11 protein-coding genes are annotated in these 15,015 nt (G+C 75.1%); 3 read left to right on the top strand and 8 right to left on the bottom strand.

All coding sequences use genetic code 11. The annotated features are described in order from the left end of the window. Window positions 1-77 precede the first annotated feature (77 nt). A complete protein-coding gene (locus ACIBH3_RS28870; protein WP_396315032.1) occupies window positions 78-1,505 on the top strand; it encodes an MFS transporter in 1,428 nt (475 codons plus the stop codon). Here the strand turns inward: ACIBH3_RS28870 and ACIBH3_RS28865 are convergent. After that, window positions 1,496-2,572, bottom strand: coding sequence for a PAS domain-containing protein (locus ACIBH3_RS28865; protein WP_396315031.1), 1,077 nt, complete (start codon window positions 2,570-2,572; stop codon window positions 1,496-1,498). The two genes, ACIBH3_RS28870 and ACIBH3_RS28865, sit on opposite strands and share 10 nt — an antisense overlap. A gap of 361 nt (window positions 2,573-2,933) precedes the next feature. On the opposite strand from ACIBH3_RS28865, the gene ACIBH3_RS28860 reads away from it, so the two are divergent. Then, a complete protein-coding gene (locus ACIBH3_RS28860) occupies window positions 2,934-4,055 on the top strand; it encodes an NADH:flavin oxidoreductase (RefSeq protein WP_396315030.1) in 1,122 nt (373 codons plus the stop codon). Between the two features lie 112 nt (window positions 4,056-4,167). Here the strand turns inward: ACIBH3_RS28860 and ACIBH3_RS28855 are convergent, their stop codons facing one another. Genes ACIBH3_RS28855 through ACIBH3_RS28825 form a run of 7 tightly spaced genes read right to left on the bottom strand, consistent with a single transcriptional unit; the run spans window position 4,168 to window position 14,284 of the window. Next, window positions 4,168-5,001, bottom strand: a complete 834-nt coding sequence (locus ACIBH3_RS28855; RefSeq protein WP_396315029.1) for an alpha/beta fold hydrolase — start codon at window positions 4,999-5,001, stop codon at window positions 4,168-4,170. Between the two features lie 36 nt (window positions 5,002-5,037). Then, window positions 5,038-5,853 (bottom strand): formyltransferase family protein, encoded by an 816-nt coding sequence (locus ACIBH3_RS28850; RefSeq protein WP_396315028.1) that lies wholly within the window; start codon window positions 5,851-5,853, stop codon window positions 5,038-5,040. Next, window positions 5,850-9,179: a non-ribosomal peptide synthetase gene (locus ACIBH3_RS28845; RefSeq protein ID WP_396315027.1), complete on the bottom strand. Its 3,330-nt coding sequence runs from the start codon at window positions 9,177-9,179 to the stop codon at window positions 5,850-5,852. Before ACIBH3_RS28845 ends, ACIBH3_RS28850 begins: the two co-directional genes overlap by 4 nt. Window positions 9,180-9,235: 56 nt before the next feature. Then, window positions 9,236-10,279 (bottom strand): NAD-dependent epimerase/dehydratase family protein, encoded by a 1,044-nt coding sequence (locus ACIBH3_RS28840; protein ID WP_396315026.1) that lies wholly within the window; start codon window positions 10,277-10,279, stop codon window positions 9,236-9,238. Next, window positions 10,276-12,291, bottom strand: a complete 2,016-nt coding sequence (locus ACIBH3_RS28835) for a fatty acid CoA ligase family protein (protein ID WP_396315025.1) — start codon at window positions 12,289-12,291, stop codon at window positions 10,276-10,278. Before ACIBH3_RS28835 ends, ACIBH3_RS28840 begins: the two co-directional genes overlap by 4 nt. 4 nt (window positions 12,292-12,295) lie before the next feature. Next, window positions 12,296-13,219: a hypothetical protein gene (locus ACIBH3_RS28830; RefSeq protein ID WP_396315024.1), complete on the bottom strand. Its 924-nt coding sequence runs from the start codon at window positions 13,217-13,219 to the stop codon at window positions 12,296-12,298. 3 nt (window positions 13,220-13,222) lie between these two features. Continuing rightward, entirely contained in the window at window positions 13,223-14,284 is a 1,062-nt protein-coding gene (locus ACIBH3_RS28825; RefSeq protein WP_396315023.1) for a 3-oxoacyl-ACP synthase III family protein, read from the bottom strand. A gap of 515 nt (window positions 14,285-14,799) precedes the next feature. Here ACIBH3_RS28825 and ACIBH3_RS28820 point away from each other — a divergent pair. After that, window positions 14,800-14,994: a hypothetical protein gene (locus ACIBH3_RS28820; RefSeq protein ID WP_396315022.1), complete on the top strand. Its 195-nt coding sequence runs from the start codon at window positions 14,800-14,802 to the stop codon at window positions 14,992-14,994. Window positions 14,995-15,015: the final 21 nt, after the last annotated feature.

The following is a 15,015-nucleotide window of genomic DNA, read 5'->3' as shown; positions in this document are numbered from 1 at the left end:
GCCCGCCGGCCCGCCGGCCCGGCCGCCCGCGCGCCCGCTGCGCTGCGCCCACAACCACCCTCCCCGAGGAAGGAACCATGTCCCCGTCCCTGCTCGCCCGCGTGCGCCGGACCGCCTCGGCTCCGCCGGCGGTCCGCCGCGTCGTCCGCCTGAACAACGGCTTCCAGCTGCTGTTCAACCTGCTCTGGTGGCTGCCGGTCTTCTACGAGTACCAGAAGCAGGCCGGACTGACGGATGGCCAGATCTTCGGCATCCAGAGCATCTACTACGTCGCGTTCTGCCTGCTGGAGATCCCCACCGGCTTCATCGCCGACCGGATCGGGCAGCGCACCTGCCTGCAACTGGGCGCCGGCGTGATGACGCTCGCCAACCTCCTCCCGGTGGCCTGGCCGTCCGCGACCGGCTTCCTGCTGCACTTCCTGGCCATCGCCACGGCCCGCTCCCTGGTGTCCGGAGCCTCCAGTGCGTACCTCTACGAGTACCTGAACGCCAAGGGCGCCGGCGAGCACTACGTGCAGGCGGAGGGGACGGCCAGGGCGCTCGGCCTCTGGGCGAAGATCGCCTGCTGGCCGCTGGTGGGCGTCCTGATGGGCGTCCAGCACCAGGCGCCCTACCTGCTGACCGCCGCCTGCACCCTCGCCGCCCTCGGCTGCGCCACCGCGCTGCCGGCGCTGCCCGCACCGCCCGCCGCGCCGGCCCGGCCGCCGGCGACCGGCCGCGCCGACCGGCCGGGCGGGCGCGCCGGCTACCTGGACTCCGCGCGGAACGCCCTGTCGGTGCTCCGCACCTCCCGGGCGCTCGGGCCGCTGATGGTCCAGGGCGTCGCGATCTTCACCCTGGCCCGGATCTGCCAGGTCAACCTCTTTCAGCCGCTGCTGCTCGCCAAGGCCGTCCCGCTCGCCGACCACGGCGCCGTCCTGTCCGCGATGACGGTGGCCGAGGCGATCGGCTCGGCCCGGCCGGGGTGGATCCGGGCCCGGATGTCCGACACCGTCGCCGTGACGGTGCTGAGTGTCGTGATGGCGTTCTCGCTGGCGGCCACCAGCATGTCGGGCGCCGTCGTGACGATCGGCTGGCTGTGCGTCTTCGCCGCCGCGACCGGCCTCGCGTACCCCGTGCAGCGGAACCTGATCAACGCGGCCATCCCGCCCACGCCCTACCGGGCGACCCTGCTCTCGCTGGAGTCGATCATCGACCGCGGGGTGTGCGCCCTGGTGGCGCTGGCCGTGGGCGCCTACCTCGCGGCGGACCGGCTCGACGCCCTGCTCGTCCACTCGGCGGTCGGTACGTGCGTGCTGCTGGCCGTGGTCGCGGTCCTGCTGCGGCTGGTCCGTGGCGGTGGCGACGGCGACGGCGGCGGCCGTCCGGTCACCGGGCGGGAGGCCCCCGACGCAAACGCCGACGCAAACGCCGACGCCGACGCAAACGCCGACGCCGACGCAAACGCCGACGCCGACGCCGACGCCGACGCCCGCGACCGGGCGGCGGCCGCCGGTCAGCCGTGAAGGATGCCGGGCGTCGCCCGGGGCGGCCAGGTGGTCGCGTCCAGGATGCCCAGGGCGTAGGCGCGCGCCACCATCTCCGGGCGTGAGGCCGCGTCCAGGAGCTCGCGCAGCCGGCGCAGGTGGTAGTCCAGCGCCTGGCGGGAGAGCCCCAGGCGGGTGGCCATGCCGCTGTTCGGCTGGCCGCCCGCCATCAGGGTCAGGACCCGCAGCTGAAGGGGGCTCACCTGGGTCTTCTCGGCGGTCTCGGCGCCCAGCGGCGTCAGCACCGCGATGATCCGCTCGGTGATCCCCCCGGACCTGACGGCGGCCAGGTCGGCCCGCAGCAGCCGCCCGCCCCCGCCCGCCATCCGTAACCGCAGCACCTCGCTGCACCGCGCGGTCCTCCCGCCGACGAGATCCATCCACGACCGGATCAGGGCGGAGCGGCCGAGGCCCCCGTCCAGGTGGTCGAGCGCCGCGGTGCCCTCCAGGGCGCCGCGGCTGCTGCCCAGCAGCTGCGCGGCGCCGCCGCTGGCCTCCTCCACCCGGCCGTCCGGATCGACGGTGACCACCGCCAGCCCGGTTCGTTCCCGCAGCGCGTGCATCTCCTCGTCGACGGCCGCCTTCTCCTCCAGCGCCCGGGTGCGGCCGGTGACGTCGGCGTAGATGCCGCCGACGCAGGGGCCGCCCCGGCTCTCCAGGGCGAACCGGTGGCCGACGACCTGCCCGGGCGTGCCGTCCGGATGGACGAAGGCCAGCGTGTGGCGGACCGGCCGGCGCGTCCTCAGCACGTCCCTGTCCAGCGCGCGGAACAGGGCGGCGTCCCCCGGCGGATCGATCTCCTCGACGCTTCGCCCGGCGATGGCGTCCGGCTCCGTCCGGTACAGGTGCGCGTAGGCCGCGTTCACCCACAGGTAGCGCCCCTCGCTGTCCCGGACGAAGGCCGGCGCCGGCGCGTACGCGGCGAGCTTCGCGAACCAGTGGGCGACCTCCGGGTCGGTGCCGAGGCCGGACCGGCCGAACGTCACATCGCTGCCGGAGTGCTGTACCTCGAAGTCCTGGAGCCCATGCTGCCGGGCACTGTCCATCCGTGTGCTCCTCCATCTCGCCTGGGGCCGTTCCTCGCCGGAGGCCCTTCAATGATCATGGATGAGGTGTCGGCGACTTCGGTGATCGGGGTGGGGCGTCGTGCTCGACCTGCGGCTTCGGCAGCCTTCGTACACGGTGATCTGACGGACCGTCCGCCATCTCCGGTATACACCTCCGGGCCCGCTCCGGGCATCCGCAATTGAGCGGGGACCGGAGGGATCGAGCCACCGAGGTCGTGGGGCCGCCCGAATCGGGGGCGGGGAGCCGGGCCGGCGGGAATCGCGGCGGCGGCCGCGAGGTTGCTCGGAACGGGCCGCTCTCCTCCCGAGGGCGGTCGTCCAGCGACCCGAGGTGAATGTCTTGACAGCCAGCAGCTTTGCCGCACGCGCCAATGACGTGCTCGTCCGCCCCGTGTCCGTGGGGAGCCTCACCCTCCCGAACCGGATCGCGATGGCCCCGATGACGCGCCAGTTCTCGCCCGGCGGCGTACCCGGCGCCGACGTGGCCGAGTACTACGCCCGGCGGGCGGCGGGCGGAGTGGGCCTGATCATCACCGAGGGGACGTACATCGACCACGCCTCGGCGGGGACGAGCGACCGCGTGCCCCGCTTCCACGGCGAGGACGCCCTCGCGGGCTGGGCCGGGGTCGCCCGGGCGGTGCACCGCGCGGGCGGGAAGATCGTGCCGCAGCTGTGGCACGTGGGGATGGCGCGAACCGCCGGGGCCCCACCCGTCCCCGAGGCCCCCCGGGTCGGCCCCTCGGGCATCCCGCTGGACGAATCGGAGCCGGGGCATGCGATGACGGTCGCGGACGTCGACGCGGTGATCGCCGCCTTCGCCGCCGGCGCCGCCGCGGCCGAGGCCCGGGGCTTCGACGGCATCGAGCTGCACGGCGCCCACGGCTACCTCATCGACCAGTTCCTGTGGGGCCGTACCAACCGGCGTGAGGACGCCTATGGCGGTGATCTCGCCTCCCGCGTCAGGTTCGCCGCGGAGATCGTGGCCGCCTGCCGCGCTGCCGTCGCACCGGACTTCCCGATCCTGTTCCGGACGTCCCAGTGGAAGATGGGCGCGTACGAGGCCAAGCTCGCGCAGTCCCCGCAGGAGCTCGAAGCCCTGCTCACCCCGCTGGCCGAGGCGGGCGTCGACGCCTTCCACTGCTCCACCCGCCGCTACTGGCTGCCGGAGTTCGAGGGCTCGGACCTCAACCTCGCCGGCTGGGCGAAGAAGCTCTCCGGCAAGCCCACCATCAGTGTCGGCTCGGTGGGCCTCGACAACGAGTTCATCGGCGCGTTCCGTGGCGAGCAGGGCGCCGTCGCGGACATCGACGCCCTGCTGGACCGGCTGGAGAGCGGCGAGTTCGACCTCGTGGCGGTCGGCCGCGCGCTGCTGGGCGACCCGGAGTGGGCCGCGAAGATCCTCGGCGGGCGCACCGACGAGCTCAAGCCCTTCGACGCCGGGATGCTCGGCACCCTGTACTGAGCCACCGGCCCACCGGCCAGGTGGGGAGGCAGGTGTGCGCGGGCTGAGCGTGCCGGGAGCGGGGGAGCGGCAGGGCGCGGCCGTCGACGACGGCGGCCGCGCCCCGCGGCCGTCAGATTCCGCCGGCCGCCGCCCCGCTGCCCAGGCCGAGGAGGGGCGAGCTGCTGCCCTCCAGCAGGACCCGGGCGACCAGCTCGGGGTTGTCGCCCATCGGGACGTGGCCGCAGCCCACCAGCGGGACGAAGCGGGCCGCCGGAAGGATCCGGCGGGCGCGGCGGCCCTGGACGTTCGGGAGCAGCCGATCGCGGGTGCCCCAGGCGAGGGTGACCGGGACCTCCGCCGGGAGCCCGGCCGGGAACCGGGGCGCGCGCTCGGCGCGGCCGGCGTGCAGGGTCTGTCGGAAGCCCGGCGCCTGGAGCAGGGCGCGGGTGTCGAGCAGCAGTTCGCGCGGGTCCAGCTGCTCGGGGCGCCCGTAGATCATGCCGAACATGGCCTTGCGGCCGGCCGGGTGCTCCGCCAGCCGGGCCCGGACGGCCTCGGGCGTACGGGCGGCGAACCGGTGCAGGTTGAGCACGCCGGAGGCGTAGAGGAAGCCGGACCTGCGGTAGAAGCCGGCCGGCGACAGCGCGGTGGCCGAGGATGCCAGCCCGTGGTGAGCGGCGTGCAGGGTGAACAGGCCGCCGAGCGAGTTCCCGGCCACGTGCGGGCGCTCGACGCCGATGGACGCCAGGAACTCGCCGAGCACCGTCATCGCGCTGCTGATGGTGTAGGGCATGCCCGTGGGCAGCGGGGGTGAGGCGCCGAAGCCGGGGAGGTCGACGGCGATCACCTCGCGCTCACGGGTGAGCAGGTCCAGCACGGGCTCCCAGCCCTGCCAGCGGTGTCCGATGCCGTGCAGGAGCAGCAGCGGTGGGCCGTCGCCCCGGCGCTCGTGTACAAGGTCCATGGCGATGAGAGTAGAGCTAAGTTACCCGCTGGTCACTCACTTGTGAGAACTTTCGTCAATAGTCCGGATGTCATCCTGCTGCGGACCCTGTTGTGAACCCCGCCGCCGGCCGGGCACGGACCGTGCCGCGTCGCCCGCCAGTACCGGCGATTGCGGCGCGCTGCGCAGTGCCGCGACCAGCTCGGGCACGAAGGGCGCCGTCACCCCGAGGTCGGTGGCCCGCGCGTACGCCGGATGCGCGGCGTACGAGGGCAGTTGGCGCAGCGCCCGAAGCCCGTAGTAGCCGGACGGGCCCGGCTCGCGGGCGGCCGGCGGCTCCGGGGCGCGTCCGGCCGCCACGGTGTCCAGCGACCGCTGGAACAGCCGGTGGCAGGTCTGGATGCCGCGCAGCAGTACCTGGTGGTAGCGCGCGTCGCCGGTGACCGGGAAGCGCAGCTCCGCGAGCACCCGCCCGGTGTCCACGCCCGCATCGACCTCGTGCAGCGTGGCGCCGTACTCCCGGTCGCCCCGCAGCAGGGCGAAGGCCACGGCGGCCGAGGGCAGGCCGCGGTGCTGCGGCAGCAGGCCGTTGTGGATGTTGTAGATCCGCAGCCCGTGGCCCAGCAGTGGCGCGCGGAAGATCATCCGGTTGTTGACCGACCAGACCACTCCGTCCGAGCAGCGGGTGAGCAGCTGGTCGGCCGCCGCGTTGACGTCCGTGGTGAACAGGTGGGGCGCGCTCGCGGTGCCGGCCCGGTCGTCCCCGGGGCGGTCCGCGGGATCGTCCGAGACGACCAGGTCGACCCGGTGGCCCGCGCCCACGGCGTGGGTGACGGCCCGTCGCAGCAGGGCTCCGCTTCCGACGAAGATCATGCCGTTGCCTCCGTGTTCTGCACCGGCCGGCCCGGCCCGGCCTGCTGCTCCTCGGTCTCGCGCCGGACGCGCCGGACGGCGGCAACTACCTGACTTGGCGTCAACTCGGCTAGCGTGCCGCTGAGTTCTGCGGTGAAGGCATCCGCCTGCGGTGGATCGAGCAGCTCGTCCGCGACCGCGGAGAGCATCTCCAGCAGCGCCAGCGAGTCGCCGCCCAGCTGCTGGAAGTCGGAGTCGGCGTCGATCAGCCGGCGGTCGACGCCGAGCGCGCGGCACCAGAGCGCCGCCACCTCCTCGAAGACCACACCGTTCCCGCCCTCACCGTTCCCGCGCTCGCCGCGGCCGGCGTCGTCGGCGTCCGCCGCTGCCCCGGCGCCCGAGGGGGCGGGGTGGGGCGCGAAGGGATCGGGCAGTGCGGCGGTGTCCGTCTTACCGGTGACCGTCCTGGGGAGCTCGGTGATCGGCAGGACGACGGCCGGCACCAGGTGGGCGGGCAGCAGCTCGGCCAGCTGCTCGCGCAGTGCCGCCCCGAGGCCGGGTGCGGCGTCGGGGCCCGCGGCGCCCTCGGCGGTCAGCACGTACGCGCAGAGCGCCGGGCCGCCGCCGGGGCGGGTGCGTACCGTCACGGCCGCCGCCGTGACCGCCGGGTGGCTCTCCAGCGCGGCCTGCACCTCGGCGGGCTCGATCCGGTGTCCGGCGATCTTCAGCTGGTCGTCGGTGCGGCCGACGAACTCCACGGCGCCGCCCGGCAGCCGGCGGCCGAGGTCGCCGGTCCGGTAGCGCCGTACGCCGTCGGCGCCGACGGGGAAGGACGCCGCGTCCAGATCCGGGCGGCCCAGGTAGCCGCGGGCCAGCTGGAGCCCGGAGAGCAGGATCTCGCCCACCGCCCCTACCTGCTCCGGCGGGATCGGCTCGCCGCCGCCGGCGACCAGCTCGACCCGGACCGACGGGGCCGGCTGCCCGATCGGGACGACCGGCCCGTCCTCGGTACCGTCGAGTACGTGCGCCAGGCAGCCGACGGTCGCCTCGGTGGGGCCGTACCCGTTGACGATCCGGCCGTCCGGGCCGAGGCGGCGCCGCGCGCGCCCGGCGGCGGCGCGGGTGAGCTGCTCGCCGCCGGCGAGCAGCGTCCGCACACCCGAGAGGTCGAGGTCGTAGGTCTCGATCAGGTTCAGGTGGGTGGGGGTCACCGCGAGGGTGTCCGCGCGGTGGCGTTCCAGCAGCTCGCGCAGTGCCGGCCGGGTCGGGCCGCCGGGGACGAGCACGGTTGTCCCGCCGTGCAGCAGCGGCAGGAACAGCGGGAAGCAGGAGATGTCGAAGGCGAACGAGGACAGGAAGGCGAACCGGGTGCGCTCGTCCACCCGGCAGAGCCCGGCCGCCCACCGGGCGAAGGCGAGCAGGCCGCGGTGCTCGATCTGGACGCCCTTGGGCCGGCCGGTGGAGCCCGAGGTGTAGATGACGTACGCGAGTTGCTCCGGGGTCGGCTCGGCCTCGGCGAGCACCCGGGGGAGGGTTCCGCGCCCGGTGTCGGGTCCGGTGTCCGGTTCGGCGTCCTGGACGTCCTCGACGGCCAGGGCGGGGCAGGGGCCGATGGCTGCCGTACGGTCCAGCAGGTGACGCTCGGTCACGCACAGGACCGACCCGGACTCCCGGAGGATCTGGGCGATCCTGGTGTCCGGCTGGTGCGGGTCCATCGGCAGGTACGCCGCTCCGGCCTTGAGCACACCCCACAGGCCGGCGACGCCGCTCGGTGAGCGCTCCACCAGCAGCCCGACCACGTCCTCGCGGTGGACACCCCGGCGCAGCAGCTCCGTCGCCACGGCGTCCGAACGGCGGTCCAGCTCGGCGTAGCTGACCGGGCCGGCCGGTCCGTCGAGCGCGGTCGCGTCCGGCGTGCGCCGCGCCTGCTGCCTGAGCAGCCGGACCACGGTCGTCCCGTCGGCCTCGGCCCCGGTGGGCGCAGTTGCACCCGCCGGCGCGGGCCCGGCCCGGCCCGGGCGGGCGGCGCCGGGCGCGGCCACGGCGGCGACCAGCCGGTCCATAAGCTCGTCCGCTCGCGCGGCCAGCCCCGGCCCGCCCTGGAAGCCGACGGTCAGCTCCGTACGGTCGGGCAGTTCGACCGCCACGCACGACACCGGCACCAGCGGCGCGTGCACCGGGAGCGCGTACACCGACCGGGCGGTGAAGCCGCCGCCGGAGCACTCCGCCGGGTTGATCCGACCCAGGTGCGAGACGACGGCCGAGGCCATGTGCCGGTCGCGCCGCGCCGCCACGGCCTGGCCGGCCCGCAGCAGCGCGGCCGTGGCGGCCAGCGGCAGCCGGGCCAGCGTGGACTCGAAGCCGGCGGCGAGCTCGCCGCGCTGCGTCAGCGCCCGCAGCAGCCGTGAGTGGGCGGCCTGCCAGGACTCGCCGGCGGCGAGGTCGAGGAAGACGGGCAGCGTCAGGTTGCCGGTCGCCGGGGGGCCGTCGTGGTGGCGCCGGACGTCGACGGGCACCATGACGCGGGCGCGCGGCGCCCCGGTGGCGCCGGCCACCGCCGAGGCCAGCCGGGCGGTGAGCGAGGGGTACCGGCCCGGCAGCGTACGGCGCCGCCACAGCGCCTGAGCCCCCGCTGCGTCGGCCGCCCGGGTGCCGGGCGCGGCCGCCAGCGGCGAGGGCTGGTCCAGCAGCAGCGCCGGCCGCCGGCCGGTGGCGCCGACCGCGGCCAGCAGCTCGGCGTCGGTGAGCGCGGAGCGGGCGGGCCGGGGCGGGTCACCGCGCAGGGCGCGGAACACCTCGGCCAGCCAGAGCTGCGCGCCGTGCCCGTCCATCACGCCGTGGAAGGCGCGGAACACCACGGTGGTGGGCCGCGACGGTGTGCCGGGGATCAGCAGCACCTCGCAGCCCGGCCCGTGTGCCAGGTCCAGCGGCGTCTCCAACGGTGCCGTGCCGTCGCGGAGTTCGGCGTCCGGACCGCTGCCGTCGCCGGCCACCCGGACCTGCGGCGGGCGCCCCGAGTCGAGCCAGGTCCGGCCCCGGCGGACCAGCCGGGAGCCGGGGCAGGCCTGCGCGGCGGCCGTCACGGCCGCCTGGAGCCCGGCCGGATCCAGCTCGCCCTCGCCCTCGACGACGAGTTGGAGCACCATGGCGCGGCCGAGCCGGTGCGCGCCGAGGTAGAGCCATTCCGTGGCCGATACCGGCCGCCGGAACGGCGCCCCGGACGCCGGGGAGGCGCTGATCCGGGCGGCGGTGCTCCCGGCGGTGCTCCCGATGGTGCTCCCGGTGGTGATATCGGAGGCGACCTCGGCGGCACTCTCGGCGGCCGGGGTCCTGTCGTGCGGTGTCATCACAGTCTTCCTGACGAGTCGTCAGTCACGGGGTGGTGGGTGGTGCGGCTGGTCCGTCAGCGCCCCGGTCGGGCGAACTCCGCCGCCCCGGCGGGCGATCGGGCCCAGTCGAGCAGGCCGCGCAGCCCGGACTCCTGGTCCGTCACGGGCCGGTAACCGAAGTCCCGTTCGGCCGCCGCCGTGCTGTACGTCGTGGAGCGGGTGAGCAGGGCCACCGAGTAGCGGCTGAGCGGCGGCTCCCGGCGGGCGGCCAGGCCCGGCACCCGCCAGAGCAGTTCCACCGCCTCGACCAGCGCGTCCCGTACCGGCGGCGGCACCCGGCGGGTCGGCGGGACGCCCCCGAACAGTCCGGCCAGCCGGGTGAGGAACGCCCACAGGTCGGTCTGCTCCCGGTCGGCGACGAAGTACGGCCTGCCGCCGACCCGCTCCGCCGGCGCCTCGGCGGCCAGCAGCGCGGCGGCGACCGCGTTGTCGCAGTGGCAGAGCGAGACCAGCACCGGCCGCCCGCCGGACAGGTCCGGCAGCCGGCCCGCCCGCATTCTGCCGACCAGCCGGGGCAGGAAGCCCGAGTGGTCGCGCGGGCCCCAGATGCCCCGGGGGCGCAGCGCGACGGTGGTGAACCCGGGCCCGTTCTGCGCGAGCACCAGCTGTTCGGCGGCGGCCTTGGTCTCGGAGTACAGGTTCAGCCAGCGGGCCGGGTACGGGGCGTCCTCGGTGATGTCCAGCCGGTCGCCGTCGTCCGGGCCCATCAGCGCGCTGGGGCTGCTGATGAACACGAACCGCCGGCTGCCGGCGGCACGCGCGGCTGACAGCAGCCGCCGCGTACCGTCGACGTTCTCCGCGGTGAACTCGGCGCGGGTGCCGAAGTCGACCACCCGGGCGGCGCTGTGGTGCACCACGTCCACGCCCTCGACGGCGCGCCGCAGCGACTCGCCGTCCCCGAGGTCGCCGAAGGCCAGCTCCAGGCCGGGGACCGTCCGCAGCCGGCTGAGGTCGCTGGTGGGCCGCACCAGCGCGCGGACCTCGTGCCCGGCGCGGAGCGCGCCGTCGACCAGATGACCGCCGAGGAAGCCCGAGGCTCCCGTCACCAGGACCTTCACCGGCCCGCCTCCTTCGGCTCCGCGGCGGGCAGCAGCCGCCACCAGGTGGCGCCGTACAGCATGGTCAGCGCGGCGGTGGCCGCCGGGCCGTGCCCGGCCGCCCGGCCCCGGGGCAGCGCCTGCGGGAGCTGCGCGGCGTGCACGACGACGCTGAGGAAGGCGTCGATCCACCACAGGGCGACCAGGACGGGCTGGTCGACGGGGTGGATCAGGCCGGCCGCCAGGTAGGCCCAGCCGGCCAGGGGAATGCCGCGCAGCGCCCACACCCGCCCCCGCCGCAGGCCCGCCCGGCTCTCCGCGCCCGTGCGCAACCGCCGCTGCGCCCACACGGCGAGGCGCTCACGGCCGATCTTGGCGTTGTGCCGGATGTCCACCGGGAACGCGGGATGCCGCAGGAAGTCCCGTACGCCGGCGGTCTGCGGCCGGGCGGCGCCCAGGGCGCGCAGCTCGGGCAGGAGCCGCGCCCACTGGGCGTCGGTGACGCCGGGTTCGGTCTCCACGCAGAGCACCGGACGCTGCGCACCGGGCTCGCCGACGCCCACCAGCGCGGTGCGCCGCACCAGCGGATGGGCGTTGAACACGCCCTCGCAGCGGACGGTGTGCAGGTCGCCCTCGGCGGTGCGCACCCGCTGGGTCCTGCGCCCGCAGAACCAGAGCCGGCCCTGGTCGTCGAGCCGCCCGAGATCCCCGGTGCGGTGCCAGCCGAGGCCGGTGGCCTCGTCCCGGATCTTGTGCGCGGCGTCGGCGGCGGGCGCGGCGTGGTAGCGGGGGCTGACGGCCTCCCCGCTGACGACGATCTCGCCGACGTCGCCGGCCGCCACCGGGAGGTCCGCGTGCCAGTGCGGCAGCGGGCCGTCGGAGACCGGCACGATCCGTACCTGGATGCCCGGCACCGGGCGCCCGACACAGGTGCCGGCGCCGAGCGGGGCGAGGGAGGCCGTCTCCTGCAGGATCTCCTCGGACTCGATCGAGGTGATCGGCAGTACCTCGGTGGCGCCGTAGGTCACGTGGATCGCGGCCTTCTCGTCCAGCACCCGGCGCAGCGTGGCGACCACCTCCGGCGGCACGGGTGCGCCGCCGGACACCACGCAGCGCAGGTCGGGCAGCGGCGTCGGGTGCTCGGTCAGGTGCTCGCCGAGCCGGCGCAGCAGGGCGGGGGAGGCGAACATCGTGGAGGTCCGGTAGCTGCGCATCGCCTCCACCAGCGGCGCCGGGTCGGCCTGGCCGACCTTGGCGGGGGCGAGCGGCGCGAGCACCAGGGTGGAGCCGAAGAGCAGGTCGAGCATGCCGTAGAGCGGCAGCGTGACGAGGGAGACCTCGTCGCGGTCGCGGCTGTGGGCGGCCTGCACCGCGCGGGCCATCGCGGCCGCCATCCGGTGGGTGTACTCGACGCCCTTGGCGGGGCCGGTGCTCCCGGTGGTGAACCCGATCATCATCAGGTCGTCGCCGCGGACGGCCGTCGTCGCCACCGCCGTCGGCGCATGTGCCGGCGGCGCGGAAGGGCTGCGGCGTTCCCGGGTGCGCAGGGCGGTGAGGGTGTGCCCGCCCCAGCCCAGGCGCCGTCCGAGGGTGACGTTGATCCGGACCTCGGCGAACGCGCGCCGGCCCAGCACCCGGACGGCGTGGGCGAGCGGCGGTCCGACGAACGCCTCGGCGCCCACCGCCCGGTAGCAGTGCAGCATGCGCCGCACGCCCATGCCCGGGTCGACCACGACCGGTACGGCGCCGATCCGCAGCAGCGCGAAGAGCAGGACGAAGAGGTCCGGCCCGGGCGGTGCCATCAGCACCGTCCTGGTCCCGTGCCCGATCCCGATCGCCGTCAGGGAGTCGGCCAGCGCCGCCACGTCCCGCTGCAACTGACCGTACGTCAGCTCGCGGTAGCGCACGCCGCCGTCCGCGCCGCGGCCGTCCGGGTGGATGATCGCGGTCTTCTCGGGGAAGGCACGGGCGTTGTGCTCCAGGTGCTCGGCGAGGCCGAGTTCGCCGCTGAGCGGCTCCGTCGCGATGGTCATCCGGTCACCGCGCCTGGGGGCGGTAGCTGACGCAGGCGGCGCTCGGCCCGGCGCCCACCGCGACGAACAGCAGCTGGTCGACGCCTTCGGGCAGCCCGACCTCAAGGGCCCGCAGGTACCCCAGGATCAGGGCGGCCGTGTGCGGCAGGCCGCCGCCGGTGCCCGGCGCGTCCGGGGCGAGGACGGCGGCCTCGGGCAGGCCGAGCCGCCCGGCCAGGCGCTGCGCGAAGTCCGCCGTCGGCCGGGAGCTGACCAGCAGTGTCCGGTGCAGGTCGAGCTCCTCGGCGAGGGCGTACTCGGCGGCCGTCGTGGCGGCCAGGGCGAGCAGCTGCTCGGCGAAGCCCTCGTCGCGGCGGACGGTGATCCGTCCGCGCCCGTCCGCCCCCATGCCGGCGGTCGGCAGGTAGCCGGCGATCGCCGAGTCCTCGCCCGATCCGGCCGTGCGCACCGGCCCGAAGCCGCCCTCGGACGTGGTCGCGGCCGAGCGCTCCAGCAGCATGGCGGCGCCGAGGTCGGCGTACGGGTAGTCCGGGTCCAGGGCGGCCCGGCCGCCCGGGTGGACGTCCGCGGCGGTGATCAGGACGCGCTCGGCGCTGCCGGTGGCCAGCATCGCCTGGGCGACCTGGACGGCGTTCAGCACGCCGCACGCGCCGTTCATCAGGTCCAGGGAGAACGCCGCGCCGGGCACGGGGTGGGCCAGGTAGTCGAGGTTGATGCCGGCCTCCTTCTGCACCAGCGCGCCGATGGCGGGCTCGAAGGTGTTGTGCTCGCGGTACACGCCGACGTTGATCAGGACGCCCACCGCGTCCGGCGAGAGCCGGGCCTCGGCCAGGCACTCCCGGGAGGCCTGCCCGGCGAGCAGTACGGCTGCCGCGGCCTCGTCCGCCGGTGCGGCGACGGTGGAAGCGGCCTTGATGACGGTCGTCATCGCTCAGACCCCCAGGTTGGTGATGGTCGCGGACAGGGCGCCGGTGATGACACCGGAGGCGGCGGGCACCAGCAGGTACCGCGCGCCGCGGCGGGCCGTCCCGGCCTTCAGGTGCCGTTGCAGCACCAGGAAGTGGGCGGTCGACGCGGTGTTGCCGAACTCCTCGACCACGGAGAGGGACTGGGGCATCTCGGTGCCGAACTCGGCCGCGCCGGTGCGGTTCACGTAGTCGATGAAGCGGGTGCCGACCTGGTGCTGGACGATGTAGTCGAATTGCTCGTCCGTGAAGTTCCGCCCCAGCTTGGCGAGTTGGTCCCCGTGGAAGGCCGGCCACATGCGCAGCCGGTCCTCCTTGTGCATCTGCCGGTTGTCCGTGTAGAGCGCGATGCCCTCCGTCCGGTCGCTGGGCATGCCCAGGCACAGGTGGGAGTACTCGGCGCAGGTCATCAGGTCCAGGTAGTGGATCCGGTCCGCGTCGTCGACCGCGCGGTCCAGGATCACCGCCACCGCGGAGTCGCCGACGGAGAGCGAGGCGAACTGCGGGTCGTAGGAGTCGGCTATCTCGCGGGCGGCGGTCTCGGCGACCCGGGTCGCCTGCTCGCCGCTGACCACCAGGCCGTTGCGTACGATCCCCGCGCGGATCATCCGGTCCAGCAGGTGGACGCCGGTCATCATCCCGGCGCAGGCGTTGGAGACGTCGAAGTGGATCGCCCGGTGGGCGCCGAGCTCCTTGGCCAGCAATGCGGCGAAGGAGGGCTCGAAGTAGAAGTCGTCGCCGTCCCTGAACCTGGTGATGGAGGCCGAGATGACGACGTCCAGGTCGCCCGCGTCATAGCGGGAGTGGCCGAGCGCGTCCTGGGCGGCCCGCAGAGCCAGGCCGTAGGAGTCCTCGCCGGCCTCGGGTCGCGGGTCGTACACCCGGCGTTGCGTCACACCGGTGATGCGGGTCAGGTCCACGTCCGGCAGCCCTACCACGGAGGCGACCAGGTCGGGTGTGGACCGGACGGTGGATGGCAGGTACGCGCCAAGGGCCTCGAAGCGACTGCCCCGTGCGTCGGTGGTCATCTGTCCTCTTTCATGTGCTTGTCGGCCGGCGGATATCCGCTCGCGCCGGACCTGTCGACGGCCTGGTGCAGGGCGCCCGCGGCGGGAGATCCGGCTCATGGCGGAGCCGTCGGCGGACAGGCCCTACGGCCGGTCATCTGGTCACCACTGCACGTTACCTGACAGTATGTTGCCGATATGTAACCGGTGGTGATTCAGTGATGACTGTCACTCGGTCACGGCCGGTCCGGGCAGCCCGCAGGGCCCACTTCGCGCCGGAGGCCTTCGCGGAGGCCGGCTCGCCGGACCGTGATCCAGTCGGGCCTGCTGCCGATGCAGAGCACGCCGGGCATCGCCACCGTGCCCGCGCCGACCTGGTGAGCCCACCCGGAAGGCTCGGCCCCGCGCGGCCCTCCGCCGGCCCCTCCGACGCGCCCACGCGGCGGTCCGGGCGCGCGAGGCGGCGCGGCGCACCACCCAATTCGCCAGGGTCCGCCACCCTCGTGCCACCCTCGCCGACTGGTTAGCCTCCGTGCATGCCATGGTCCGTCGACTTCGCCAAATCGCCCGTGCTCGAGGCTCCCGTGCCCGTACTGATCGAGCGCATCGTCGCCGAGGTGCGCCGGGGTGATCACGAGTGCGTCGGCGCCCTGGTGGCATCCCTGAGCGCCCGCGCCGAGCCCGATGACCTCTTCCTGCTGCGCGAGCGTCTGGCCGCAGACCTGCTCTGAGCCGGGCCCCCGCGCCTGGCC

The organism is Kitasatospora sp. NPDC050543, from assembly GCF_044457565.1.
GTDB lineage: Bacteria > Actinomycetota > Actinomycetes > Streptomycetales > Streptomycetaceae > Kitasatospora.
This window is presented reverse-complemented; position numbering and strand designations above follow the sequence as displayed.

Bases quoted from the DNA above. Each gene is read 5' to 3' on its own strand.
- ACIBH3_RS28870 (WP_396315032.1), top strand. From the start codon at position 78: ATGTCCCCGTCCCTGCTCGCCCGCGTGCGCCGGACCGCCTCGGCTCCG.
- ACIBH3_RS28865 (WP_396315031.1), bottom strand. From the start codon at position 2,572: ATGGACAGTGCCCGGCAGCATGGGCTCCAGGACTTCGAGGTACAGCAC.
- ACIBH3_RS28855 (WP_396315029.1), bottom strand. From the start codon at position 5,001: ATGGACCTTGTACACGAGCGCCGGGGCGACGGCCCACCGCTGCTGCTC.
- ACIBH3_RS28850 (WP_396315028.1), bottom strand. From the start codon at position 5,853: ATGATCTTCGTCGGAAGCGGAGCCCTGCTGCGACGGGCCGTCACCCAC.
- ACIBH3_RS28845 (WP_396315027.1), bottom strand. From the start codon at position 9,179: ATGACACCGCACGACAGGACCCCGGCCGCCGAGAGTGCCGCCGAGGTC.
- ACIBH3_RS28835 (WP_396315025.1), bottom strand. From the start codon at position 12,291: ATGACCATCGCGACGGAGCCGCTCAGCGGCGAACTCGGCCTCGCCGAG.
- ACIBH3_RS28830 (WP_396315024.1), bottom strand. From the start codon at position 13,219: ATGACGACCGTCATCAAGGCCGCTTCCACCGTCGCCGCACCGGCGGAC.
- ACIBH3_RS28825 (WP_396315023.1), bottom strand. From the start codon at position 14,284: ATGACCACCGACGCACGGGGCAGTCGCTTCGAGGCCCTTGGCGCGTAC.
- ACIBH3_RS28820 (WP_396315022.1), top strand. From the start codon at position 14,800: ATGCCATGGTCCGTCGACTTCGCCAAATCGCCCGTGCTCGAGGCTCCC.